This is a genomic window from Luteitalea sp., assembly GCA_009377605.1.
GTDB lineage: Bacteria > Acidobacteriota > Vicinamibacteria > Vicinamibacterales > Vicinamibacteraceae > WHTT01.
Genome location: WHTT01000019.1, coordinates 38,926 through 63,058 on the forward strand (window position 1 = coordinate 38,926; position 24,133 = coordinate 63,058).

The following is a 24,133-nucleotide window of genomic DNA, read 5'->3' on the forward strand; positions in this document are numbered from 1 at the left end:
ACGTCTGAGCCCCGTGTCTGGCCGCAGCTACCCCAAACAGCCAATTGTCGGCGTCGGCGCCGTCGTCATAGACGAAGGGCGCGTGCTGCTGGTGCGGCGTGCCACGGAGCCGCAGGCAGGTCAGTGGAGCTTGCCGGGTGGCCGCGTCGAGCTCGGCGAAACGCTGACCGCCGCCGTCGCACGCGAGCTCCACGAGGAAACCGGCGTCGAGATCGATGTAGGACCTTCCGTCGAGGTCCTCGATCGTATCGTGCACGACGCCAATCGGCGCGTGCAGTACCACTACGTGCTGGTCGACTTTCTCTGCACGGTTCGGGGAGGCACACGCCGGGCTGGGTCCGACGTGAGCGAGGTTGTACTCGCCGACCCGTTCGAGCTCGCAGGCTATCAGCTGTCCAGCGATACACGTGCGGTCATCGAGAAGGCACTCGATCTCTGGCGGAGAGCACGGTGAGAGGTGACGGGGGTGACAAGGTGATGGGGTGACAAGGTGAGGGGTGACAAGGTGACAAGGTGATAGGGTGGCTCGAGGGCACGTGGCAAACATCGAGCGGCATAGACGCGTCGCCGCATTCACCCGATGCTCGAATCACCCGGTCACCTTGTCACCCCGTCACCCCATCACCCTGCCTCGCCGATCACCTTGATGACAACCCGCTTGCGACGCTGGCCGTCGAACTCGGCATAGAAGACCTGCTCCCACGGGCCGAGATCGAGGTCGCCGTTGGTAATCGGCAAAATCACCTGTTGCCCCATAATCGTGCGCTTCAAATGAGCATCGGCATTGTCCTCGCCGGTCTGGTGATGGCGATACGGCAAGCCGTAGGGCGCCAGCTTCTCCAGCCAGGTCTGGAAATCCTCGATGAGGCCCTCTTCCCAGTCGTTGACATAGACGCCCGCCGTGATGTGCATGGCGGAGACGAGCACCATGCCTTCCTTCACGCCACTCTTCTTCACGGCCTTGCGTACGTCATCGGTAATGCGAACGAACTCCTGTCGCTTCTTCGTGTTGAACCAGAGATAGTCGGTGTGGGTCATCGTTCAGGCTCTTGGTTCTTGGTTCTTGGTTCTTGGTTCTTCGTGCGATGGCGCCCCGATGCTTCACCGCGGCCCCTGCGTGCGCCGCCGCACCAAGCACCAGGGACTATGGACCAAGGACCAAATTGGCGTGCGCATTGAGGGAGAGCGGTGCGGCAACGCCCTGATGGAAGCGGCGGAGGCCAGCGGCCGCAATCATGGCGGCGTTGTCGGTGGCGAGCTTCAAGCTCGGCACGAAGACCGGCAGGCCCGCTTTCTCACCACGCGCCGCGGCAACCGTCCGTAAGCGGCTGTTCGCGGACACGCCGCCGGCAATGCCGACGCTACGCGCGTTGTGCCAGCGTGCCGCGTCGAACGTGCGATCGAGCAACGCCTCGATCACCGCGCGTTGGAAGCTGGCACAGATATCGGCAATGTCCCGATCGGAAAAGAGCGTGCGGGGGCTCCCGTCGACACCTGGCTCTGCGCCCTGCGCCGCCGCGCGCTTCTTGACGTAACGGAGCACTGCCGTCTTCAGGCCGCTGAAGCTGAAGTCGGTGCGATATTGCAGCGCCTTCTCGAAGCCCTTGGGGAGCCGCACGGGCGGCGCCGGGTTGCGGTCGCGATGCGTGAGGCGCGCCACCGGGAACTCGATCGCCAGCTCGTTCCCCTGCTTCGCCAGCTCGTCGATGATCGGACCGCCGGGATATCCCAGACCCAGGAGCTTGGCGACCTTGTCGTATGCTTCGCCTGCCGCGTCATCACGGGTCCGGCCCACGAGCTCGTAGGTGCCCGCGACGGGCACCAGGTATAGGCTCGTATGGCCGCCGGAGACGACCAGAATCGACGCCGGGTAGGGCAGCTCGCCGTGCTCCAGCACGAGTGACTCGATGTGACCAGCCAGATGATGCACCGGCACGAACGGCACGTCGAGTGTGGCGGCAGCCGCCTTCGCGAACGAGAAGCCCACGAGCAGCGATCCCACGAGGCCCGGCCCTTGGGTGGCGGCAATCGCGTCGACATCGCGCCAGTCGACGGCAGCGTCCTCCAACGCCCGCTCCGCAACGCCGCAGATGTCTCGCAGATGCTGTCGCGACGCCAGCTCCGGCACGACGCCGCCCCATTCGCGGTGAATGGCCACTTGCGAGGCAATCACGTTCGAGCGCACACGCCACGGCCGCATCGGCTCGCCGGTCTCCTCGACGATCGCCGCCGCCGTCTCGTCGCACGAGCTCTCGATGCCGAGGATCTTCACATAGCACCATCCGCGCTACGGCTCCGTCACCATGTACTACGTTTGCGGTCTACGTCAACGCCGGCGCATCCTGCTCGACCAACGCCCGCAGGGACACCTCGTACGGTGGCCGCGCAATGCTGCGCTCGGTGACGATGCCGCTGATGTAGGCGGCAGGGGTAATGTCGAAGGCCGGGTTCCAGACGGTCGCGCCCTGCGGTGCGAGCCGCTGCGATCCCATGTGCGTGACCTCGCGCTCGTTGCGCTCTTCGATGGGAATGGCGCTGCCGTCGGGAGAGGCAAGATCGATTGTCGACAGCGGGGCGGCCACATAGAACGGCACGCTGTGCTCGCGCGCGAGCACGGCGAGCGAATAGGTCCCGATCTTGTTCGCCACGTCGCCGTTTGCCGCAATGCGATCGGCGCCCACGACGACCAGATCCACGCGACCGTGGCGCATCAGCGCGCCCGCCATGTTGTCGGCGATCACCGTCGTTGGTATGCCATCTTTGACCAGCTCCCAGGCGGTGAGACGCGCGCCCTGGAGGAATGGCCGCGTCTCGTCCGCAAACACCTCCACCCGGCGGCCGAGGTCGACGGCACCGCGGATGACGCCCAGCGCCGTGCCATAGCCCGCGGTTGCGAGCGCACCCGCATTGCAGTGCGTGAGCACGCGCGCCTGTTCCGGAACGATCGTCGCGCCATGCCGGCCGATGGCTCGGCAGCTCTCGAGGTCCTCGTCGTGAATCCGCTTGGCCTCCACTTCGAGCCGTATCTTCAGCTCTTCGACCGATGCCCCCGCCTGGACTGCCGCCGAGAAGACACGCTTCATGCGGTCGATGGCCCAGAACAGGTTCACGGCGGTCGGACGAGTCGACGCGAGCAGATCACAGATCTTGAGAAACTCTGCCGTGAGCTGCTTCGTGCCGCGGGCGCTGCTGCGCTTCGCGCCGAGCGCCACACCCATGGCCGCCGCGACACCAATGGCGGGCGCACCGCGAATCACCATCGTCTTGATGGCGCGTGCCACGTCCTGCGCCGTCCGACAGCGCACATAGACCTCCACGGCGGGCAGCTTCCGCTGGTCCACCATGGTCACCACATCATCGTCCCACGCCACAGTCGGCAACATAACGGCATCATACCCGATAGGTTGGACCGACTCATCGGCGACGTCGGGAAGCGGCTCGGGGTAACATCGAGAGCCGCGTTGTCCGGCGCCGTGAGCGACCATGGATGAGAGAGACCTGAGGCAAACGTTCGATCAGTTGTACCAATCCTATTTCGGGGAGGCACACCTCGAGCAGGGTGCAATCGAGAGCTTGCCGCGGATCCTCGAATCGTGTGATCTATTCCTCGATGTGGGCGCGTCGCTGGGCATGTACACCTATTACGCGGACAAGCTCCTGAAGGGTAAGAAGATCATCGCAATCGAGGCCGATCCCGATCGGTTCGCGGAGCTGGAGAAGAACTGCGCCAAGTGGCAGGGCGATAGCACGAACGAGATCGTCTCCCTCAACGCGTCCGTGGGCGATCGCGCGGGCACCGCAACCTTCTACAAGACCGGGTCGACCATCAGCGGCGCCCTCTTTCAAATCGAAGAGCGCTCGCAAGCCTACGAAGCGGTGGAAGTGCAGGAGGTGACGCTCGACGAGCTGTTCGAGCCGGCCGTCAAGATCGTGGCGAAGATCGACGTGGAAGGCGCCGAGTATCGCGTGCTCCAGGGCGCTCGGAAGCATCTGGACGCTCGCAACACGGACTTCTTGATCGAGCTGCATTGGTGGGGCGACCGGGAGCGTGGGACAACGTCGATGGACGTCCTGCGCTGCTTGTTCGAGCACCGCATGGCGATGATCCGGCCGGCCAAGCAGCAGAAGTCGCACTATCTCTTTCGGCCGGCGCGCGCCGGCGAGCTTCTGTGGCCGCCTTACATACGCTTCGCGCCGCTCTTGTTCGCCAAGTCGATGTACGGCAAGCATGCCCCCCGGCAGGTCCGTGAGATCCGCGAGCGGATCATCAAGGCCAGGCGCAAGAAGGTCTTCGGCGTTACTGGTGATCGAGCGTGAAGCGACACGTCCTCGTCTTGAACCAACACGGTGAGAATCGGGGAGACGAGGCAGCCATGCGCGCCATGCTCGTCTCGCTGGACGAGGCCCTGGGCGGCGCGAGCTTCACGATTCTCTACCAGTACCGGGATCGCTCGCTGCGGATGGAGCTCCCGCAGGACGTGCAGATGCTGCCGATCATCATGCCGGTGAGCGAGGCGGCGCGATTGACGCTCTTCGGTCTCGGCACCTTGGTCAGTGCGAGGCTCGGGCAGCCCGTGCTCGGCAGGCTCGGTAAGGCCATCACCGACGCTTACGAGCGCGCAGACCTGGTGCTCTCGGCGCCTGGTGGTCCGTACTTTGGCGACATCTACGCCAATCACGAGCTCGTCCATTGGTTCTTCGTCTGGCTCGCAAAGCGCTACCGCAAGCCACTGATGCTGTACTCGCCATCGGCTGGACCGTTCGCGAACCCCGTTCTCAACCAGGTGCGCCGTCGGCTCTACCGCGCGTTCGATGTCGTGTGTGCGCGAGAGCCCATCTCAGCTCGTATGATCGAGGGGCTGGTCGGTCAGGGTCTCACCGTGCACGTCACGGCAGATTCCGCCCTCCAGGTTCGCATGCCGCCGATGGGGCGGGCGCAGTACTTCGGCTCGAGCCGCAGCCACCTGGCGGCTCGCTTCATCGTCTGCACGTCGGTCATCGACTATGCGTTTCCCGGCGACGACGATCCGAAAGGCCTGAAGTCCGTCTACGAGCGCGCACTGATCGATCTGATGACCCACCTCTCGAAGCGGCGCGATTGTCATTTCCTCTTCCTGCCCCAGCTGCATGGCTCGGTGCATACCGACGTGCCGTACCTGCGGCACATCGCGCAGCGGCTTCCGTCCGGTCTGAGCTGGGAGATCGTGGACGACCACCTGGATTCCGACACGCAGCGCGGCATCTTTGGAATGGCTGACACGTTTATCGCGAGCCGCTATCATCCGGCGATCTTCGGCAGCTCAGCGGGAGTTCCAGGCCTGTGTTTCTACTATGAGCACAAGGCGCTGGGCTTCATGACACAGCTCGGGATGGAACGGTTCGCCTTCGACATCCGCAAGCTCGACTCCCGCGCCCTGTGTGAGGCAATGGACGAGATTCTCGAGAACGGCGCAGCGCTGGCTCGCGAGATTGAATTGCGCTTGCCTGCTCTGGTCGCGCAAGCAAGGCGGAGCACCGAGCTCGCGGTGGCGCTCGTCGAGTCGGGAGGCGCTAGTGCCCTGTCTCAGTGATTCGCGACATAATTCCCGGGCGGGGCATCCCGCCTGGCGTCGTTGCTCGTCGGTCAAATACGGCCTGTATGCTCCCTCCTCGCGCCTCGCCAGCCGGGCGCCGCGCTCCGGGACTTATGCCACGAATCACTGAGACAGGACACTAGATGAATCGGATCTGCGGCGCAGGCGGACAGGACGTCCTCGCCGTCTTTCGCCGCCTGAGTGCGTGGCTCGAGCAGCAAGGCCAACCCGTTCTACGCAGGCAGGTGGAGACACCGGCGCTCTGCCTCGGCTATAGCGAGGACGGAGGCGCTTTGGTCGGCACCGCGCGCAAGGGATCGCTGGATCTCGTCTATCTCGGCACGTTCTTCAACATGGGGTTCTCCGGCGGGATCTCTCCTCAGGATGATCCGAATGCGACCGCGCTCCACCTCATCGAGCGCTATGAAGCGGCAGGCACGGCGTTCTTGAATGGTCTCTGGGGCAGCTTCGTCGTGGCGCTCGCGGATCGCCAGGACGACATGCTGCTCCTGGCCTGCGACCCTCAGGGGAATCGCCGGCTGTTCGTAAGCGTCGACGCAGGATCGATTCGATTCGCCACGCAGCTCGTGGATTTTGCTGGGCTGATGGAGCCGCAGCTCCGGCTCGACCGGAGCCTCGAGGACTTCCTCCTCGGCTACGAATTCTTACCGGACCACCGCACCCCCGTGCAGGGTGTGAAGACGCTACCTTCCGGTGTCCTGCTCGAGTGGCGGCCGACCGCCGGAGTGACGGAGCACAGGATGCAGCCGGCGGAGGTGTGGCCGGAGTGGACGAGCGGTCTGGATCTGCGTGACAAAGACGAGGCGACGGTCGTCGGGGCGCTCCGCAGGGCGTTCCGGAGCGCGCTCGAAGAGCAGCTGCCTTCAGCGCCGGACGTCGGCGTGATGCTGGGCGGCTTCGACTCGGCGCTGATCGCCGCGGCGCTGACCGAGATGGGAAAGCGGGTGCAGACCTTCTCGTTCGGCTACGAGGACCAGAGCTACAACCAGCCCTTCGCAGAGGAGCTCGCCTCCTCCCTCGGGATACGACATCATTGGGTTCCGATCGGTCCGGACGTCATACGCCGTGGCCTCGAGAGCTACGCGCTCGTGTTCAATCAACCGCTTTGTCTCCCGCACTATGTGATCGGCACGGCGCGCGTCGCGGAAGCCATGCGGTCGGCGGGGATCCGACACGGCTTCACCGGCGATGGATGCGACGGGCTCTTCTTCGGCTATCCGACAGTGTACTTACGCGCCGTCCTCGTCGAGACCCTTTCGAAGGTGGCGCCGCTCGTCGTCTCCATCGTGAGCCCGTTGTCCAAGATGCGGGTGCTCGAGCGGCGCATTGGGCATCCCTACCGCCTCGCACGGAATGTTGCCCGTGTGCTGCGCCGGCCGATGCCGGCGCGAGGTCATATCACCTCGTGCATTCTGGACGAGGTGTCCCTCCGCCTATTGCGGACCGGCGAGCAACCGCCGCAGGTCGAGAGCTCGGAGCAGATTCTGGAGCGGCTCGCCCGCGGCTTCGAGCACCTCAGCGCGGTGCGCCTGGCCTACCTCGGAAAAGGAGCCGTTGGTCTCAACAAGACGAAGCTCGAAGGCAGCTCCGCCTGGACCGGCGTGAGCTTGTCGTCACCCTTTCTGCATCCCGGCATGGCGCGTGTGGCCAAGATGCTGCCCGAGCGGATGCTTCGGCCGACCGAGAAGACGAAGTCGGAGGCCACGGGCAAGTACGTCCTGATGCGCATGGCGGAGGAGGATCGCATCCTCCCTGACCACATGATCTATCAGCGCAAACGCTCTCCGGTCACGTCACCGGTCGACGCGTGGTACTTGGGACCGCTGCGCGAGCTCATGCTGGCGCAGCTCGAGGGCCTTCCGTTTGCGTACGACCGCGCCTACGTCGCCGATCTCCTTCGTCCCAAGGTGGCCGAGGAGCTCTTCCGCAGGCACGTTGGCATCAGTCGCTTCGCCTTGCACGCGCCGTGTCTGCTGGCGACGTACGCGAGCCTGACGCGGCATGCGAAACCCCCGCGCGCCCTCGAAACCACACGAGGGTGAAGCAGCCGGCCCCCAGCGTGGCCACGACGATGAGCTGGGCGGCTCGGTCGAAGGCTCCGGCGAAGATTCCCACATCGAACGTTTGTCCGGTCGCAAAAACGACGTAGCCGATGATGAGCTCCCGGATGCCGAGACCGCCCGGTGTAATCGCCAACAGCGAGCTCACGCTGGAGGCGACGCCGAGAACCAGCAGCACCCAGGGCGGCGCGCTGGTGCCAAGGAGATGGAACGCGATGCCGAAGCGAATGCTCAGGAGCACGTACTGCGCCAGGCCCCAGAGCGCGCTCATCGCGGCAAGGCGTGGACGCCGGCGTGCGATCCCGAATCCTTCGCGGAGGTCGTGCCAGAACCGGGCGGCTCGCCTCCCGGAGAACGCAAGCGGAGGCAGGGGACGTGTCAGGGCCACGCACGCCACGATCGTGAGCGAGCCGAAGATCGCGAGGAGCGGGTAGCTCATTCGACCGCTGGTAAGGCCCCCGAACAGGAGCGCGCCAATTCCCACCAGGCCGCTGATGGAGATCTGGATCGCCATACGGATGGCCGAGAGGCTGCCGAAGCGCACATAGCCCATCCCGTACTTGCGCTTCATGTATTGGGCTCGGAGGATCATGCCGACCCTGAGAGGCAGGTAGTTGCCGAATCCAGCGGCGGAGGAGAGCACGAAGTTCTCCCAGAACGAGATCGGCACTCCCTCCGCACGGAAGAGCACATAGGTCTGCGCGGCGATGACGATCCAGGTCGCCGAGATGACGAGCAACATCAGCAGGAGCCCCGCCCACGACGCGTTCAACGTCTCCGCCAACGGCGCGCGCCGCTGCCACACATAGAACAGCCCGGCGGCCACGAAGGCGAGGCCGAGGACGAGCTGCACTGTTTCACGGGCGCGTTGCATGGATCCTGTCGATATCGTCACGACCGCCTCGGCGAGGCAGCCCTACCTTCCAACAACGTCTCGAGCACGGTGACGAGCTCCCCCGCCACACGCCTGGGCGTGGCAATCGCCTGAAACGTCTCCACCGCGTTCCGGGCGAGGCGTAACCGTAGGTCCGGATCGTCTCGCAACCGACGGATCGCCTGGGCAAGCGCGTGGCCGTCGGCCACCGGGCAGAGCAGCCCGTCGTGCCCATGCGTGAGCACCTCACGAGTGGCCGGAGTATCACCTGAAATGATGGCGCCGCCAGCCGCCATCGACTGGTAGATCTTGTTCGGCACGACGCGCGACGCCTTCGCGGAATCACCGAAGATTCCCAGGCAACAGCCCGCCTCTCCGATGCGGGCACAGAGCGCCGCTGGATCGAGCCAGTTGATGCGCTCGACGTTGGAGAGCTGCAACGTGCGAATCGATGCGTCGATTTGCGCCTCGAGCTGACCACCGCCGACCAGCAGGAAGCGGACGTTTTCTGCGGCGAGCTCGCGGGCCGCATCGAGGATGTGCTCGACGCCGTGCAGTGGTGCGAACTTACTGTAATGCAGGACCGTGAAGGGCTCCCCCGTTCGACTGAGCTCCGGGCTCGGCTGAAATACCGCATCGTCCGCACCGACGCGCACTCGATACAGTTTCGACAACGGCACGCCGAGCTCCTCGTGGAAATACGCTGCGTGCGCCTGCGTATCGAGCAGCACCGCATCCGCGCGTGCGCAGGCGGCCTTGTCGAGCCACCAAAGCGCTCTGGACGGCAGGCTGCCACGCGACAACATGCCGCGATCCTGGGCCAGCGTGTCGTACAGCGAGATGAACGCGTCGAAGACCATCGGCTTGCCTCGGCGGCGGGCGAGCGCAGATCCCACGATCGCGTCGAGGTGGCCCAAGTAGCCGACAATCATCGCGTCGTGATCCGGCATCGTCATGTAGCGCCGCGCGAGACCCACGTACGCGAGGAGCATGCGAGTGGCTACTCCGGCGAGCGCAGGGGCACTCTTCAGCACACCTGTCTTGTGCCGCCTGCGCTCGAGCACCGGCGAGTGACAGATCAAGACGTCGACGCCGAGCTCGCGGAGCCCCCGAATCAGAATCCGGTTCCGGTCGTAATCCGATTCGAACGTGCCGAAGTAGCAAACGCGGAGCGTCTTCGCCACGCCTATGGTCTCAACCGAAAGTGCGCGACGCCAACAGACGGAATGCGTGTGTCGCCAGACCCAGCCTCGGCGATCGCGCCACCGAACCACAGCCCATCCCGGCCGAGCGCCACCTCGTCCACACCGATGGCATTGAGGCCACCGTCCAACGGCGCGATCCGCCGTTGCCTGTCGTCGTAGATGAACGCGTTGCGTCCGCCAGTCTCGGGCCAGAGCGATCCAACGGCGACCACGTACCTTCCGAGCGCGAGCAGGTCACGGATCGCGTGAACGGTCTCTTCGCGCGGTGGAGGCAGCCCGTTGTCTGGCGTGGCCACTTCTTCCCACTGTGTGCCGTCCCAGCGGCCCAGCAGGAGGTGCTCGACGCTCGGATCGCTCGGATTCTCGGTCGAGGCATAGACGGCATCCTCTCCCCAGGCCAGCGCGAGCACCGCTGCGGAGAGATCGGATCCGAGCGGCTCCCACTGCCCGCCGCGGAGGCGCGCGATGCGCGCGAACGCGTCGGACCCAATTTGCGTGAATGCTCCGGCCGCGATCACCTCGCCCTCCCTGGCACTACCGCCAGGCGGAAACGCCACTCGGAAGACCATCGAATTGAAGCCGTCCTCGACGACCGTGAATTGGTCCCAGTCCCAGCGTGCGACAAAGCCGGAACCGGACGAGTCTCCCGTGCGCACTCCTCCCGCCAGCCACACGCGCCCCCGTCGGTCGACGCGCATGTCCCATACCGTGCCTTCCACGTCCAGCGGTCCGAGCGAGACCCACTCGTCGCCGCGCAGCATCAGCACTACCGGCACGCCGGGGCCTGACGGATCCTGGCATCCCACGAACACACGTTCCCAGGGGTCGACCGCCAACTGCGAGCATCGCAGGTCCTCCGGCAGCGGTCCGCCCACGGCGGTCCAGCGACCCTCGCGAGGGCCCTGGTCGTAACGGAAGATGCCGGACGTCCTGCTCGCCGTGCCGGCATGGCTGATCAGGCCAAGCACATACGTGGAGTGCCTCCATCCACCGACGGCCACGGCACTCGCATATCCAAACAGTCCATCGTTGCTCTGGCCGAAGCCCTGCCACTCCCGACCGTCGAATGCCACGATGCTTTGAGAGGGAACGCCCGCCACTCCAGGGAGATGGCCGCCCAGGTAGACCCGCTCGCCATCGCTGAACAAGCGCTGATACCTTACATCCCAGATCGTGAACTGGTTCGGCTCGAAGCCGCAGACGCCCCACTCGAACCATGTAGTGCCGACCGGCTCGGATCCATCATCCAAGCCTTCCCACTCAGTGCCGGTCCACCGGGCCACCGACTCCGCGCGAACAGACGAAGGATCCGACGGGATGCTGTTCGCGGATGAGAAACAGCCGGTGACGTACAGGTCTCCACGGTGCATGACCATATCGCTCACGACGCCGTAGAACTCTCCAAAGAAGACGCCCCCGCTGACAGGCTCCCAGCCCGCTCCTGTCCAGCGGACCAGACCTCCCGAAATCGCGCCGCCCGCAAACAGCTCGCCCGCCTCGGTGCGGGTCACCGCGTAGACGTGCCCGACCTCGATGGGCTCGGTGAGGTCGTACGCCGTCCAGTCTGCGCCGTTCCACTCGGCCACGTGACTGGCGGCAATGCCACCGATGCTCGTGAAATCACCCGCCATCAGCAGCGTGTCATCGCTGACCGACAGTCGGTACACGGCGTCGTTTGCAAGCCCGCCAGGAGGAGCGGACCAGGTCGCGCCGTCCCAGACTGCCAAGTTGGTCACGCCGGCGTCCTCCATGACGAAGAACCCAGCGACCCAGAGCTGTCGCTCGAACCACACCATCGAGCGCACGGATCCGCGGAGGCGTCCGATCACCTGAGCGCCGTCCTGCGTCTCCATCCAGATCTCGCCAGGTGCGGCGCCGAACGGACCGCTGTACGTACTGAGCGCGATTGCACCGGTGTCGCTGACCGCGATTGCGGAAAACCCGATCAGCGGGACCTCGCGGCCCCAGTCTCGCCGGACGGGCTGCCACGTATCGTGATCGAGCTGCACGACGGGATCGACGCGACGGTCGCCCATCCACTGAAAGCGCCCCGTTGCCAGGACCTTGCCATCCGGGCCACGTGCGAAATCATAGACGACAGGCGCACCGCCATCGTGGCCCGAGAACCCGGCGATGGTGAAGTCTTCACTCCACCCGGTCCGAGCGGCAGGGCTCAACGAGGATTCGATCGTGTTGCTGTCTATCTGTTGCGCTGATAACGTTACGGAAATTGCCGTGACGCCAACGAGGAGGAAGCTGGCGATTCTCATAGGATGAATGCTCCTTTCGGGACGCGGCTGGGCTGGCAAGGCGCGAAAGCCTCGAACAGCCCATACTATCCTCAGAAGGCGCCTTGCATTCCCGTATCGGTTTGGGTATGAAAGCTGTCGCACGTGATCCTTCCTGAGACGTCCACACTCCCGATGCCGGAACAACGCGTCCAGCGGCGCATCGTCTCGGTCGTCGTCCCGATCTGGAACGAGCGGGAGAGCTTGACTCAGCTGCACGCCGAGCTGGTTGCGGCCGCCGAGCGTGACGACATCCAGATCGAGATCATCTTCGTCGATGACGGCAGCCGGGACGGGTCGTGGGAGACGATTCGCGCGATTGCCAGTCGAGACGCCCGCGTCCGCGGGATTCGGTTCAGACGGAACTTCGGAAAGGCTGCTGCGCTCTCGGCCGGCTTCCGCGCCGTGCGAGGGCAGGTGGTCATGACCCTGGACGCTGATCTGCAGGACGACCCGGCCGATCTGCCGCGCCTGCTCGCTGCGCTGGAGACGGGCTACGATCTCGTCAGCGGGTGGAAGCGTCAGCGGCAGGATCCGTGGCATCGCGTGGTGTCCAGCCAGCTGTTCAACATCATCACGAGTTGGAGCACGGGTGTCTCACTTCACGATCACAATTGCGGATTGAAGGCATACCGGCGCGAGGTCCTGCGCGAGGTCGCGCTCTACGGTGAGCTCCACCGTTTCATCACGGCGCTGGCGCATGCGCGAGGCTTTCGAGTGGGAGAGATTCCGGTCAATCATCGCCCACGGCGGTTCGGGCGGTCGAAGTACGGTCTCTCACGGAGCGTGAAGGGGCTGCTCGACCTCGCAGCCGTGAAGTTTCTCACCGGCTTCGGCGGTCGTCCACACCATCTGCTCGGCACGTTCGGCCTCGTAGCGCTGCTGGCAGGTCTCGTCGGCCTGGGCTATCTCGCCGTGCTCTGGATCCTTCGCCTGTCGGATCCGTCAATTCCTCCCTTGCATGGGCGGCCGCTCATGACCTACTCTGCGGCGGCGCTGATCGTCGGGGTGCAGCTCGCGTCGCTTGGCCTGCTCGCTTCGTTGGTCACAGCGTACGCCCAGCGTGAGCGTGATATGTACAGCGTCGCGGAGCGCATTGGCGAGGTGCCCCGCAAACGGAGACCACGCGGCGCTGGCCTTCCATGACACCTGACGACGGCATTTCGGCGGATGCTGGGCGGGCACAGCGCGCCGGGTCGACGCTGATACTCCTGCTCGTCGTGGCTGCCGGCATCCACGGCGCCCGGATTCTCTCCGCTCCCCCGGTGCTGATTGTGAACGACCAGTCTCGCTGGTCCACCATCCGTGCGCTGGTCGACACCGGGACGTACTCGATTGGCGGGCGATTCGGCCGCCGGTACGACGGCACTCACCGCGACGTCGGGATCGTGTCGGAGCCGGGATGGTGGACCGTCGACCAGGTCCTCAACCCTACGACGGGACGCTTCTACTCCAGCAAGCCGACACTGCTGCCGACACTGCTGGCAGGCGAGTATTGGCTCCTCAAGAACACGCTGGGCTGGGAAATCACAACCGATCGCACCAAGGTCGCGCGGACCATCCTGCTCACGATCAATTGGCTGCCGTTCGTGTGGTCGCTGTGGCTGCTCGCCCGCGTGCTCGAGCGGCACGCGCAGACGGCCTGGGCGCGGAGTCTCGTGATGAGCGCGGCCTGTTTTGGCACATTCGTCAGCACGTTTCTCATCAGCCTCAACAACCACACGGTCGCCGCCGCCGGCGTGATGTTCACGCTCTATCACCTGCTCCGTATCCAGCTCGAGAATCGGCAGGAGAACTGGCGATTCGCCGCAGTCGGTCTATTCGCCGGCTGGACCGCCTGCAACGAGCTTCCAGCCGCGTCGTTTGCGGCCGGCGCCCTCCTGTGGCTGTCGACGACCTCCTGGCGCCGCACGCTCTCGCGTGCCGTGCCGTATGCCGCCCTGCCGGTCATCGCGTATCTCGCTACGCAGTACGTGGCTTTTGGGGACATCGTCCCGACCTATGGGCGCGCCGACTGGTATCACTATGCCGGTGCCTACTGGAATCATCCGGTCGGCATCGATGCGGTCCACGAGCCGAAGCGCGTCTACGCGCTCAATCTGCTGGTGGGACATACCGGTATTCTGTCGCTGACGCCGCTGTTTCTCGTCGGGTGGTTGGGAATGCTCCGATGGATCGTCCGACCGGATGGGGATGATGTCCAGCGTCGTGGTAAGCGCTGGCTAGGCGGCCTCACGCTCGCGGTCACCGTGGTCGTGTTTCTGTTCTACGTCGTTCGGACGCACAATTACGGCGGCATCACCAGCGCGCCGCGGTGGTTCTTCTGGCTCGGCCCGTTGTGGCTCGTCACGATGATGGGTGAGCTCGACCGATGGGCGTCGAGCCGCTGGGGCCGTCGTGTTGCGACGTTGTTGCTGGCCGTGTCGGTCGCGAGCGCGAGCGTCACGCTGGCGAACCCGTGGCAAGCCTCGTGGCTCTTGTCGTTGCTCAGGGACCTGCGCCTCGTCAACTACTAGCGCTGTTCTCGACCGAGGGAGCGTACGTCGAACGGAAGCGGCAGCAGGTCGGCAATCCGATGCCGGCTGATCTCGCGTTCGAGATTCGCCAGCACGATCTCCAGGTCTCCTCCGAACTCCCAGAGGATCTGGCGGCAGGCGCCGCACGGCGGGGTTGGTGATTCGGTATCCGCCACGATCGCGAGCCGAACGAACTTCCGGCGTCCTTCCGAGAGCGCCTTGAACATCGCGACCCGCTCGGCGCACAGGGTCAGGCCATAGCTGGCGTTTTCAATATTGCAGCCGGTGATCACGGCGCCGTCTGCCGTCTCCAACGCGGCGCCCACCTTGAAGCCGGAGAATGCCGCGAGGGCATACTCACGCGCCCGGCGCGCCGTATCGATCAGGGCCGCGGCGTCGTCAGGTCGGCTATGGAAGCGGTTCTTCATCGGTGACAACCGCTGTGGCATCGGCACGGCATAGGGCGCCTGTCGTGAACCGGCGCTGATCGACTTGCGCGAACAGCCCGCTCGTGAGTCCCTCGCCTACTCTATGCGGAAAGGCGAAATTGGGACAGCTTGGCCTCCTCCCAACGATTCGGCCTCCCTGGCCGTCCAAGAGCCTAACGGAGCGCGCTTGTACATCGACCTGGCGGATTTCGAGGCTCTCTACGAGTCTCATGGGCCGAGGATGAAGAGCCTCGCATTCAACATGTTAGGGAACGTCTCTGACGCCGAGGATGCGGTCCAAGAAGCGTTTCTGCGAGCCTATCGCCAGCGGCAGAGCTTTCGCGGCGAGGCGGGCGTGTGGACCTGGTTCTACCGCATCTTGCTCAACACCTGTTACGACATCGGCCGCCAGCGGGTCGCCCGCCCGTGGCACGAAGAGCTGGCGCCGGATGCCGAGTCGTACCCACCCTCGCCAGCCGGCGATCATCCGATGCGGCTGGCGCTACAGAGGGCGCTGGCCGGTCTGTCGTCGGCACACCGTGAGGTGTTCTTGCTGTTCGAGGTGGAGGGGTACAAGCATCGCGAGATTGCCGGCATGTTGGGGATTCCGGAAGGCACGTCGAAGCATCGGCTGTTCGAGGCCAAGCGGCAGCTCAAGGCTGTAATGCGGAGTGCGACGCTGGCCGCCGGTGAAGGATCGTAACGTGAACTGTCACGAGCTCGAAAAAGCGCTGGGCTCCGAGAATCCGGCAGTGGTCGCGGCCGCGCGGGATCATGCCGAGCGCTGTCCGAGATGCCGCATGGAGCTGCAGCTCTGGAACGATCTGTCGGCTGCGGCCCGAACACTCCATCGCGAATGGGAGAGCCCCGCGCTGTGGCCGCGGATCGTGTCCGCTATTCGCGTTCAGGATGCACCGCCACGCTCACATCCTAGCCGGGCGGTCTGGTGGCAGATCCCGCAGTGGCGCGCGCTCGTGGCGGTCTTGGTACTCCTCGCTCTGGTCCCCACGGCATGGTACGGCTGGCGTCTCGTGCGTCCCGCAGCGCCCTCGAGCGACCGCGAGAGCACGAGCGAGCGGCTCCTGAGCGAGCAGGCATTGGCAGACGTCGAACGTGCCGAAGCCGAGTACGTGCGCGCCATCGATGGCTTGTCGAGCCTGGCGGCCACGACCGTCGACACCTCGGCGTCTCCGCTGCTGCTGAACCTCCATGAGCGGCTGATGACCATCGACGCCGCAATTGCCGAGTGCCGCGCCGAAATCGAGCGGAACCGGTTCAACGCGCACCTCCGGAACCAGTTGTTGCTCATCTATCGGCAGAAGCAACACACGCTGGAGCAAATCTTGGAGCAGGAGAAACATGCGTCCTAGAGTCGACTATCGCATCGGCGGCGGATTACTGTGCGTTGCAGTGGCGTTGGCGTTCTCCGTCGCGGCCGAGGGCGCTCCACAACGTCGCACGGCGTCACGAGAGTTCACGCGGACGCTCACGGTCCAGCAGCGTCAGTCGCTCCGCCTCGATCATCGGCACGGCGATATTCGGATCCGCGCGCACGCCGGCTCGGAACTGCAGATTCGCGCCGCTATCAAGGTATCCGCGGGCTCCTCCGCCGATGCCGACGCCCTGCTCGATGACGTTCGAATCGACGTGGAGGAGGCGCCAACCTCCATCGTTGTGCGAACGCACTACCCGGAAGAGCCGAGCCGACAGCAGGAAGACCTTTCGTTCTCGGTCGACTACACGATCGTCATGCCAGAGACGATGACCCTGGACGTGACGAATCGGTTCGGAGACCTCACGGTGGAGTCGCTCAAGGCCAAGTCGACTCTCGTCAATTCGCACGGCCGCGTGGCAGTCACCGACTGCACCGGGGAACACAAGGTGGAAAACGCGTTTGGCGCCACCGAAGGCCGGCGAATTGGCGGCAACCTGTCGGTCATCAGCGGCAATGGCAACGTGAGGACCGAGGACATTCAGGGCACGCTCACCATTGACAATCGCTTCGGCGACGTGCGCGCCGCTCGCGTCGGCGGCGCAGCCACGTTGACGAACACCAATGGCGCGGTCGAGGTGTCGGCCGCGGCCTCCGCAGTGGTCACCAACGCATTTGGATCCGTGAAGCTGAGAGACATTTCCGGCGATGCGATCGTCAGCAACGGAAACGGAGCGGTGGACGCGCGCGGTATTGGGGGCAAGGCCGAGCTCAAGACGTCGTTCAGCACGCTGAGCTTCTTCAATATCGGCAAGGGTCTCACTGTCACTGCGACGAACACGTCGGTTGAAGGCAGACAGGTTGGCGGCCCCATCAGCATCACGACGACCTTTGGCGCCGTTGACGTGCAGGACCTCAAGGCGGGCATCAAGGTGTCCAATGGCAATAGCACCGTCCGCTTGGTGAACGTGGCCGGGTCGGCGTACGTGAAGACCAGCTTTGGCGCGGTCCGGGCCGAAGGTGTGCGAGGCGGGCTCACGGTCGACAATGCCAACGGCGGCGTCGAGGCAAGTAGCGTGGCTGGGTCGGCGCAAATTACGACATCATTTGGAGGCGTGGTGCTGAAGGAGGTCGACGGGACGATCGACGTCAAGAACCGGAACGGTGCCATCGACGTCGCGCCCTCGCGGCAGGCGCAGAAGTGCCATGACCTGACGCTTGCCACGTCATTCTCGCCGATCCACATCCGCCTGCGCGAGGATTCCAGCTACGTGCTGAACGCGAGGGTGACGTTCGGCAGAATCAGCAGCGACCTGCCGGTCACCGCTTCCGGTACGATGGCCGAGGGATCGCTCTCCGGCACCATCGGCAGCGGCGGGTGCAGTCTGCGCGCTACCACCACCAACGGCGACATTCGAATCCAGAAGCTAGCGGCCAGACGCTAAGCCAGTCCCCTGTTACCCGCACTGAATAGAAGATCTTGCGATCTCCGCGCAAGATCCATTGGCGAGATCTGCGACGTTCGCGCCGAGCAGCAGGTGTCAGGCAACGAGCTGCGCCGATTTTCGGGCTGGTCGAAGGATCGAGAGACTGGCACGACTATCGCACTAAGGTGACGATGTCATGCCAACGACCACACACGAAGTCCTCGCTGATTCCGAGGCAGTAACGGCTCTGGACCGGCCCTCCTCTAATCTGGCAAACTGCCGTACAATAGACGGCACCATGCCACGTGTCGCACCAAAGCCTCATAAGCCGACGTCACGGGAACTGACCCTCAGCGCGCTCAGCGCTCGCGCGTCAGCATCACCGGACGCCGCCGTTGCTCGCCTCGTAGAAGGCGGCCTCCCGCTCACGATCATCGAGCAGCTCGTCGATCTAGGATTCACGCGCCAGGAGGTGCATGCCATGGTCATCCCACAACGGACGTTCACACATCGAAAGAACCGTCATGAATCGCTCACGGCGGATGAATCAGACAAGGCCCTGCGCCTCGCCCGCGCCGTGGCGTTCGCGGAGGAGGTTTTCGGAAATCGAGAGAAGGCCTGGCGCTGGTTGCGCGAGGCTAGCCCGGCTCTCGAGGACCACGCACCACTCGAGCTCCTGCGTACCGAAGCGGGCGCCCAAGCGGTGGAGGGAGAATTGGTCGCCATTGACGAAGGCATTTTCCTATGACCCTGTGGCGCATTTCCAACCATGCCGACCTGAGTGGTAAAGGCGGCAAGCGTAAGGGAGGGCGCTGGCACTCGAGAGGCCGGCCGGTGACGTATCTCACGTCGAGCCCGGCTGCGGCCCTCCTCGAGATGTTGGTACATCACGTCCGGCGCGGCAACCTCCCTGCCGATTACCAGTGGCTCGAGATTACCGCGCCGTCCGATTTCAACGTTCAGCGCTGCGGCGAGCTTCCGCCCAACTGGCGAACTGACTACGGGGCGACTCGCGCGCTCGGTGATGCCTGGCTGAAGCAGCACACGACACCGCTTCTCGAAGTCCCCTCCGTCATTGTTCCGAAGACGTCGAACTATCTATTGAATCCCCGGCATGCCGATGCCAGCACACTTCGTATCAGCAGCGTGATCCGCTATCCACTCGAAAGGCGGCTTACCGTTCAAGGCTAGAACGCGACTTCCGGTCCGCTCCCCTATCCCCCCTTCGACAAATCGAAGGGCTCCGGTGCCTTGTACGTCTCTGGTCCGGTCGCCTTTGTCCCGCCCGTCGGGACCTCTCGTCCAAGGGCCCAGTAGATGGCGTTGATGAGCAGGCGACGCATCGATTCCTGCTCGAAGTCCGCTGGGTGACCGAGCGTGGTGAAAAAGACGCGTGCGCCTCGGTACGTGCGCGTCCAGGCGACCGGCTGGGTGAGCGGGAACTCGTCCTGACGGTCCAGCTGACTCGAGTCGATGCTGGTGCCATCGAGGAGAATCGTGTTGTCGTCACCGTGCAGCGGCGCCACATGGTACAGCCACGAGCGCGCCCGGAACGGCCCCACGCCTCGCAAGATGGGGTGCGCGCCGCCGCCCTCATGAATGGTCACGTCGGTGCTGGACTCATGACCGTGGTGCACGATCCATTGCTGACCGAAGACGTCCCGCCCAAAGCCGTCGTTGAGCTCTTGATGGGGATGCCCGTCGGGATACTGGAATGCGTGCGTGGTCGTGCGCAGGCCGATCATCGGTTTCCCCGACTTCGCGAAATCGAGGATGTGCTGTAGCTCCGCATCCGGTAGCTGCCGGAAGCGCGTGAAGATCACCATGAGATCGGCGGTGTCGACCACCTCCAGCCCCTCGATATGATCCTTGGTCTGCGGCTTGGGCTTGGCGTACGCGACGGACGTCCGCATGCCGTGCTCGTCGGAAAGGATCTTTGCGATCATCGGCATCGTGACCTCGGAGCGATACTCATCATCGCCCGTCACGAACGCCACGTGCGGCCTTGCGCGCGCGGTCTGTGCCTCTGCGCTACGCACCGCAACCACCAAGAACGAGAAGACCACGAACAGCACAAAGAAATAGCGTGGCAACCTTGACCCCTTGACCCCTTGACCCCTTGACCCCTTGATCCCTTGATCCCTTGACCCTGCCCCTACTCCCTGGCCCCTTGCCCGTCAGTGGACTCCGCCGGCCTGGTGACCTGCATCACGCCGTTCATCGTGCGCCAATGGCCGGGGAACGTGCAGACGAACGGATAACTGTCGGGCGTGCTGGGCGCAGTGAACCGCAACCGCGCGGTCTCCTTCGGGCCAATGAGCTTGGTTGCAAAGAGCACGTCGGGCGTGTCCGGAACGAAGCTCTTCGCAAAGGCGTCCGGCTTTGCAGCCATCGCCTCAGCCTCGAGGCTGACCGTCTCCATCGCGCCGGGCGACGTGATGAGCAAGTTGTGCGGCATCTCGTCCGGATTGACGAAGACAATCTCCACTTCTTGCCCCGCCTCGACGCTGAAGCGCTCGATGTCGAATCGCATCTGCGCAGAGACGGCCTCGATTCGTATCGTGCGCACGAGCAAGGTATCCAGCGCAGAAGTGATCCGTTCCTTGTCTGCTGGCGGCAGCGCTCCGGCGAGCTGGCGACCGAGCTCGGTCGCTTGCTTGAACGCCGTGTCGGTTCGTTCTTCCGGCGGTATTTCGCCGGCGTAGCCGACAAGGCTCTGCGCGAGCGGTGCTATCTGCGGTCGTGGCCAACGCTCCTGTGGCCTGCGGCGAATCGCCTCGATCGCGGCTGCCTGGTCGCTGCCGTCACGGATGAGGCCGGCCAGGCGCGAGAAGATCTCCGCGTCGTGGCCGGGCACGTGCGACAGGGCCCGTATCGCGGATGCCCGCACGTTGGTTGCCGCGCCCGACGATGAGCCACCAGAGGCGCTCTGTTCGTTCAACAGCTTGGTGATGTGTGGGTACGAGGACGCCAGGAGTCTCTGATCCTGGAGCATGGACGTGCCCTCGAGCAGGTCGATGCGACTTTGTGAAGATGCGGAGGCGAGCTGCCAGGCACGCTCCACACTCTCGTCCGCCAGCACAATGGCAGCAAAGGCGCCCTGTCGCACGTTGTCGCTCTTCCCCTGGAGGGCCAGTTGCTCCAAGCGGGGCCTGATGGGAACGAGCGCCGCGGCATCGGCGGCCAGCAACATGCGTATCAATTCGTCGCTCACATCGGGATCATCCCGAGCATCGTCGCGAGGGTCGTCTTCGCTCTCTCGACCGGCGCGCCCTCCCTCCGGCTCGGTGCCGTCGATCCGGTCGATGGCGGCCGTGAGCTCCGCCAGCGGCTGCGTCCCGTTCAGCGCAGCCAGACCTTCCAGCGCCGTTTGCCGCGCCTTCGGCTCGATGCCGGGGCGGCTGAGCAAGGCGTGATAGACCGCCTTGCTGCCGGGAAGTGATGCGAGCTCGGCCGGCTCGAGTTGGTCGAGCAAATAGGTCATCGCTCGAGGGTCTGCCGTCAGCGATCGGCCGTCCGTGAGCTCGCGCCTCCATACCGGCTTCAACGTTGTCATCGCGGAATCGAGGACGTACTCCAAGTAGTAGTCCATCGGGCTCTCGAGCGCTTGGAGCGCGACCTTGGCCGCGTCGACGGTCGGAATGAAGCTGAGCGCCCGTACCGCCTCGAGCCGCACGCGCGGCGCGGGATCGTGCACCATGCGCTGCAGCAACGCCATCGCCTGCTCTACACGGTCGTACCAGTGATGCAGCACCCGCACCGCCGCCGCCCGGGCCCGGAGCTCCTTTGCCTCGAGGAGGCGGTTCAGCAGGTCTTGCTTCACGACGTCGTGATGCTGGTACACCCACAACGCCTCGAGCAGATGGTGCTCGTATTCCTCGTCTCCGGCATCGAGAGCGGCCACCCAGTCGTCGAGCGCGGCAACGAGCGCATCCGTCGGCTGCTCTCGGAGGGCACGCCGCGTCCAGTACCGAGTCCGGTCCTCTGGGGCCTTGAGTAACGCCAGGAGGGCTTCGATCGGTTGACCATCGATCCGAGGCGGATCCAGTACCGGACGTCCCTTGGCAGTAATGCGCCAGACGCGGCCGTGCTTGTGGTCGCGTCGTGGATCGCGAAGCGAGTACTGCATGTGGCCAATGAGCGGATTGAACCAGTCGACCACGTACAGCGCGCCGTCCGGCCCGAACTGCAGGTCTATGGGGCGAAAGTTGGTATCCGATGCCTGCAGGAGCGCCTCCACCTCTATCCCAACGAAGCCCGAGCCCTTGTCTTCGACCCGGTACTGCTTGATGCCCTGAAATCCAATCACATTTGTCAGGAGAAAATTCCCTTGTGCTTCCTCAGGAAAGTGACGGCTGCTGACGAGCTCGATGCCGGCGGTCGGGCGGACCTTGGTTCCGGTGGTCCACTGCTCCATCTCTTTCTGCTTTTTCGGGTAGTTCACATGGCCGGAGAATGCCGTCCCGTAATAATTGTTACCGTTCGACGCATCCGAGACAAAGCTCTGTCCCCAGCGGTCGATGACGTGTCCCCAGGGGTTCGCGAAGGGATACGAGACAAAGACGCTCAGTTTCTCCGTACGTGGCTCGTACCGGAGCACGGCCCCATATTCCACGCGGACGGGTCCGTAGGGTGTCTCGACCTGCGTGTGCAGGAACGTGCCTTCTTGGAAGTACAGCCCACCGCCCGGTCCCCACGTAAAGGCGCTCGCATTGTGATGGGCATCTTCCGTACCAAATCCGTGCAGGATGATGCGTCGCTCATCGGCGCGATCATCGCCGTCGGTATCGCGCAAGAACATGAAATTCTGCTGCTGCGAGACGTACACCCCGCCGTCGCCAAGCTCGAATCCCATGGGGAGGTACAGGCCATCGGCAAATACCGTCCGCTTATCGGCACGACCGTCGCCATCGTTGTCCTCCAGGATGACCAGCTTGTCATTCGGCGCCATGCCGGGGTGGTAGTGCGGATAGGTCGGCGACGTCATGACCCAGAGCCGCCCGCGCGAATCGAACGTCAAGGCGATCGCATTGGCGAGCTCTGGAAAGTCCTGCTCCGACGCGAACAGGTTGACCTCGTAGCCGTCGGCCACCTTCAGCCGTTGCAGCGCCACTTCCGGATCCATCGACGCGAGGTCGATCTCACCGCCGCGATTCGGTTCAGTGCTCTGCTCTTGGGCGCTGCCCGTGGGCACGATGAAGGACACGAAGAAGGTGAAGAGCACGAAGAAAGGCACACCACGAAGGACACGAAGAACACGAAGGGTCAACCACGAAGGACGCGAAGGGCACGAAGAATACACGGGGCTCATGGATAGCGTATACCCTCGAGCGCCTCGGCGCTCCTCCAGATTTCTCGGTCGAGCTCTTCCACCATGCGGTCGAGCTTCGTCATCTCTGGTGGGAAGTTGACCGAGCCAAACGGATCCACGCGGCGGCCCACGACATATTCGGCGTTCACCGGCCGCCAGCGGTAGAAGAACTGCTGGTTCTTCTCGCGGACCACTCCCCGCAACGCCTCGAGTTGCTCCAGTTGCGCGCCGCTCGCCGGGCGCATGTGGTCCGGGCCAAGCCCCAGCGCCTCCATCAAGATGCCCGCGACGAGCCGGTGGCCGTTCTCGTTGAGGTGAATGCCGTTGATCGTCAACGGCGCGGCGGCCTGCTCGATCAGACGCTTGGTTGGCGTGAACAGATCGGCGAACATGACGCCGTTCCGCACCGCGACCCGCCGCATCACCTCCGTATAGCTGGCAAGGTCCCGGTTGCGGCTCGCGACGTCGACCTGCTCGAGGCGCGGCAGTCGCTCGTGCGCAATAGGAGAAACCAGCACCACGCGTGGCGCTGATGTGCCGTTGTACGAACGTTGTAGATGTTCCTTTACGTACGCATCGAGATCGCGCTCGAACGTTGGGAGACCGGCGTCTCCCTCGAAGGATTCGTTCACGCCAAAGAACGCGAGGATGACATCCGCCTTCTGCTCCTCGAGATGCGTCGGTGCAGCGGGGAAGTTCAGCGGCCGCGGCTGAAGCGTGATCGTATCCGCGCTCCATCCGAGATTGCGCATCGTGAGCTCGAGCTCCGGAAAGCGCGTCATGAGCAACGTTTCGAAATAGTTGAAATGTTGCATGCGCTCCGCCTGCGTGTTGCCGAGCAAGATGATGCGGTCACCTTTGCGAAGCTCCAGAGCGTGGGGTTGAGCCTGGGCTCCGGCGATCGACGACGCCATCAGCACCGCGCAGGCGAGCATCGGGAAAAAGGGGACAGGCCCCTTTCTCGTCCTGCGATCACCAGAAAAAGGGGTCCGTCCCCT

21 protein-coding genes are annotated in these 24,133 nt (G+C 64.4%); 11 read left to right on the top strand and 10 right to left on the bottom strand.

Annotation, left to right across the window (positions count from 1 at the left end; all coding sequences use genetic code 11):
• Positions 1-13: 13 nt before the first annotated feature.
• Positions 14-454 carry an NUDIX domain-containing protein gene (locus tag GEV06_08525; protein ID MPZ17941.1) on the top strand — a complete coding sequence of 147 codons (441 nt, stop codon included), beginning with the start codon at positions 14-16 and terminating at the stop codon, positions 452-454.
• Between the two features lie 167 nt (positions 455-621).
• Here GEV06_08525 and GEV06_08530 read toward each other — a convergent pair whose 3' ends face one another.
• The 3 genes from GEV06_08530 to mtnA all read right to left on the bottom strand — a co-directional run bounded on the left by GEV06_08530 (position 622) and on the right by mtnA (position 3,383).
• The gene (locus tag GEV06_08530) at positions 622-1,038 is read right to left on the bottom strand and encodes a YjbQ family protein (GenBank protein MPZ17942.1); all 417 of its coding nucleotides are present in this window, start codon (positions 1,036-1,038) and stop codon (positions 622-624) included.
• A 106-nt stretch (positions 1,039-1,144) separates the two neighbouring features.
• Entirely contained in the window at positions 1,145-2,272 is a 1,128-nt protein-coding gene (gene tsaD / locus GEV06_08535) for a tRNA (adenosine(37)-N6)-threonylcarbamoyltransferase complex transferase subunit TsaD (protein MPZ17943.1), read from the bottom strand.
• A 49-nt stretch (positions 2,273-2,321) separates the two neighbouring features.
• On the bottom strand, positions 2,322-3,383 hold the full coding sequence (mtnA, locus tag GEV06_08540; GenBank protein MPZ17944.1) for an S-methyl-5-thioribose-1-phosphate isomerase: 1,062 nt from the start codon (positions 3,381-3,383) through the stop codon (positions 2,322-2,324).
• Positions 3,384-3,483: 100 nt separating this feature from the next.
• Here mtnA and GEV06_08545 point away from each other — a divergent pair, with 100 nt between their 5' ends.
• The 3 genes from GEV06_08545 to GEV06_08555 all read left to right on the top strand — a co-directional run bounded on the left by GEV06_08545 (position 3,484) and on the right by GEV06_08555 (position 7,636).
• Complete coding sequence (locus GEV06_08545) at positions 3,484-4,317, top strand: FkbM family methyltransferase (GenBank protein MPZ17945.1); 834 nt, start codon at positions 3,484-3,486, stop codon at positions 4,315-4,317.
• A complete protein-coding gene (locus GEV06_08550) occupies positions 4,314-5,570 on the top strand; it encodes a hypothetical protein (protein MPZ17946.1) in 1,257 nt (418 codons plus the stop codon). The genes GEV06_08545 and GEV06_08550 overlap by 4 nt, the downstream gene beginning before the upstream one ends.
• Positions 5,571-5,716: 146 nt before the next feature.
• Positions 5,717-7,636 (top strand): hypothetical protein, encoded by a 1,920-nt coding sequence (locus GEV06_08555; protein MPZ17947.1) that lies wholly within the window; start codon positions 5,717-5,719, stop codon positions 7,634-7,636.
• Here the strand turns inward: GEV06_08555 and GEV06_08560 are convergent.
• The 3 genes from GEV06_08560 to GEV06_08570 are packed head-to-tail and all read right to left on the bottom strand — an operon-like array spanning position 7,536 to position 12,003.
• Positions 7,536-8,528 carry a hypothetical protein gene (locus GEV06_08560; protein ID MPZ17948.1) on the bottom strand — a complete coding sequence of 331 codons (993 nt, stop codon included), beginning with the start codon at positions 8,526-8,528 and terminating at the stop codon, positions 7,536-7,538. The genes GEV06_08555 and GEV06_08560 overlap by 101 nt on opposite strands.
• Before the next feature lie 17 nt (positions 8,529-8,545).
• A complete protein-coding gene (locus tag GEV06_08565) occupies positions 8,546-9,712 on the bottom strand; it encodes a glycosyltransferase (protein MPZ17949.1) in 1,167 nt (388 codons plus the stop codon).
• 2 nt (positions 9,713-9,714) lie between these two features.
• Entirely contained in the window at positions 9,715-12,003 is a 2,289-nt protein-coding gene (locus GEV06_08570; protein MPZ17950.1) for a hypothetical protein, read from the bottom strand.
• Between the two features lie 180 nt (positions 12,004-12,183).
• On the opposite strand from GEV06_08570, the gene GEV06_08575 reads away from it, so the two are divergent.
• Together GEV06_08575 and GEV06_08580 are read left to right on the top strand one after the other, a co-directional pair.
• Positions 12,184-13,167, top strand: a complete 984-nt coding sequence (locus GEV06_08575) for a glycosyltransferase (protein MPZ17951.1) — start codon at positions 12,184-12,186, stop codon at positions 13,165-13,167.
• On the top strand, positions 13,164-14,537 hold the full coding sequence (locus GEV06_08580) for a hypothetical protein (GenBank protein ID MPZ17952.1): 1,374 nt from the start codon (positions 13,164-13,166) through the stop codon (positions 14,535-14,537). Before GEV06_08575 ends, GEV06_08580 begins: the two co-directional genes overlap by 4 nt.
• On the opposite strand, the gene GEV06_08585 is transcribed toward GEV06_08580, so the two are convergent.
• Positions 14,534-14,965: a cytidine deaminase gene (locus GEV06_08585; protein MPZ17953.1), complete on the bottom strand. Its 432-nt coding sequence runs from the start codon at positions 14,963-14,965 to the stop codon at positions 14,534-14,536. The genes GEV06_08580 and GEV06_08585 overlap by 4 nt on opposite strands.
• A 103-nt stretch (positions 14,966-15,068) precedes the next feature.
• Between GEV06_08585 and GEV06_08590 the strand changes: the two genes are divergently transcribed.
• The 5 genes from GEV06_08590 to GEV06_08610 all read left to right on the top strand — a co-directional run bounded on the left by GEV06_08590 (position 15,069) and on the right by GEV06_08610 (position 19,015).
• The gene (locus tag GEV06_08590; protein ID MPZ17954.1) at positions 15,069-15,668 is read left to right on the top strand and encodes a sigma-70 family RNA polymerase sigma factor; all 600 of its coding nucleotides are present in this window, start codon (positions 15,069-15,071) and stop codon (positions 15,666-15,668) included.
• Between the two features lies 1 nt (position 15,669).
• Positions 15,670-16,335, top strand: a complete 666-nt coding sequence (locus GEV06_08595) for a hypothetical protein (protein ID MPZ17955.1) — start codon at positions 15,670-15,672, stop codon at positions 16,333-16,335.
• Positions 16,325-17,842, top strand: coding sequence for a hypothetical protein (locus tag GEV06_08600; GenBank protein ID MPZ17956.1), 1,518 nt, complete (start codon positions 16,325-16,327; stop codon positions 17,840-17,842). The genes GEV06_08595 and GEV06_08600 overlap by 11 nt, the downstream gene beginning before the upstream one ends.
• 178 nt (positions 17,843-18,020) lie before the next feature.
• Positions 18,021-18,572 (top strand): DUF2384 domain-containing protein, encoded by a 552-nt coding sequence (locus tag GEV06_08605; GenBank protein MPZ17957.1) that lies wholly within the window; start codon positions 18,021-18,023, stop codon positions 18,570-18,572.
• On the top strand, positions 18,569-19,015 hold the full coding sequence (locus GEV06_08610; protein MPZ17958.1) for an RES domain-containing protein: 447 nt from the start codon (positions 18,569-18,571) through the stop codon (positions 19,013-19,015). The genes GEV06_08605 and GEV06_08610 overlap by 4 nt, the downstream gene beginning before the upstream one ends.
• Before the next feature lie 23 nt (positions 19,016-19,038).
• Here the strand turns inward: GEV06_08610 and GEV06_08615 are convergent, their stop codons facing one another.
• The 3 genes from GEV06_08615 to GEV06_08625 all read right to left on the bottom strand — a co-directional run bounded on the left by GEV06_08615 (position 19,039) and on the right by GEV06_08625 (position 24,070).
• Positions 19,039-19,917, bottom strand: a complete 879-nt coding sequence (locus GEV06_08615; GenBank protein MPZ17959.1) for a hypothetical protein — start codon at positions 19,915-19,917, stop codon at positions 19,039-19,041.
• Between the two features lie 62 nt (positions 19,918-19,979).
• Positions 19,980-23,135 (bottom strand): hypothetical protein, encoded by a 3,156-nt coding sequence (locus GEV06_08620; GenBank protein ID MPZ17960.1) that lies wholly within the window; start codon positions 23,133-23,135, stop codon positions 19,980-19,982.
• The gene (locus GEV06_08625) at positions 23,132-24,070 is read right to left on the bottom strand and encodes a hypothetical protein (GenBank protein MPZ17961.1); all 939 of its coding nucleotides are present in this window, start codon (positions 24,068-24,070) and stop codon (positions 23,132-23,134) included. Before GEV06_08625 ends, GEV06_08620 begins: the two co-directional genes overlap by 4 nt.
• Between the last annotated feature and the right edge of the window lie 63 nt (positions 24,071-24,133).

Bases quoted from the DNA above. Each gene is read 5' to 3' on its own strand.
- GEV06_08585 (MPZ17953.1), bottom strand. From the start codon at position 14,965: ATGAAGAACCGCTTCCATAGCCGACCTGACGACGCCGCGGCCCTGATC.
- mtnA (MPZ17944.1), bottom strand. From the start codon at position 3,383: ATGTTGCCGACTGTGGCGTGGGACGATGATGTGGTGACCATGGTGGAC.
- GEV06_08570 (MPZ17950.1), bottom strand. From the start codon at position 12,003: ATGAGAATCGCCAGCTTCCTCCTCGTTGGCGTCACGGCAATTTCCGTA.
- GEV06_08605 (MPZ17957.1), top strand. From the start codon at position 18,021: ATGCCAACGACCACACACGAAGTCCTCGCTGATTCCGAGGCAGTAACG.
- GEV06_08625 (MPZ17961.1), bottom strand. From the start codon at position 24,070: ATGCTCGCCTGCGCGGTGCTGATGGCGTCGTCGATCGCCGGAGCCCAG.
- GEV06_08530 (MPZ17942.1), bottom strand. From the start codon at position 1,038: ATGACCCACACCGACTATCTCTGGTTCAACACGAAGAAGCGACAGGAG.
- GEV06_08560 (MPZ17948.1), bottom strand. From the start codon at position 8,528: ATGCAACGCGCCCGTGAAACAGTGCAGCTCGTCCTCGGCCTCGCCTTC.
- GEV06_08545 (MPZ17945.1), top strand. From the start codon at position 3,484: ATGGATGAGAGAGACCTGAGGCAAACGTTCGATCAGTTGTACCAATCC.
- GEV06_08620 (MPZ17960.1), bottom strand. From the start codon at position 23,135: ATGAGCCCCGTGTATTCTTCGTGCCCTTCGCGTCCTTCGTGGTTGACC.
- GEV06_08555 (MPZ17947.1), top strand. From the start codon at position 5,717: ATGAATCGGATCTGCGGCGCAGGCGGACAGGACGTCCTCGCCGTCTTT.
- GEV06_08610 (MPZ17958.1), top strand. From the start codon at position 18,569: ATGACCCTGTGGCGCATTTCCAACCATGCCGACCTGAGTGGTAAAGGC.
- GEV06_08580 (MPZ17952.1), top strand. From the start codon at position 13,164: ATGACACCTGACGACGGCATTTCGGCGGATGCTGGGCGGGCACAGCGC.
- GEV06_08590 (MPZ17954.1), top strand. From the start codon at position 15,069: ATGCGGAAAGGCGAAATTGGGACAGCTTGGCCTCCTCCCAACGATTCG.
- GEV06_08600 (MPZ17956.1), top strand. From the start codon at position 16,325: ATGCGTCCTAGAGTCGACTATCGCATCGGCGGCGGATTACTGTGCGTT.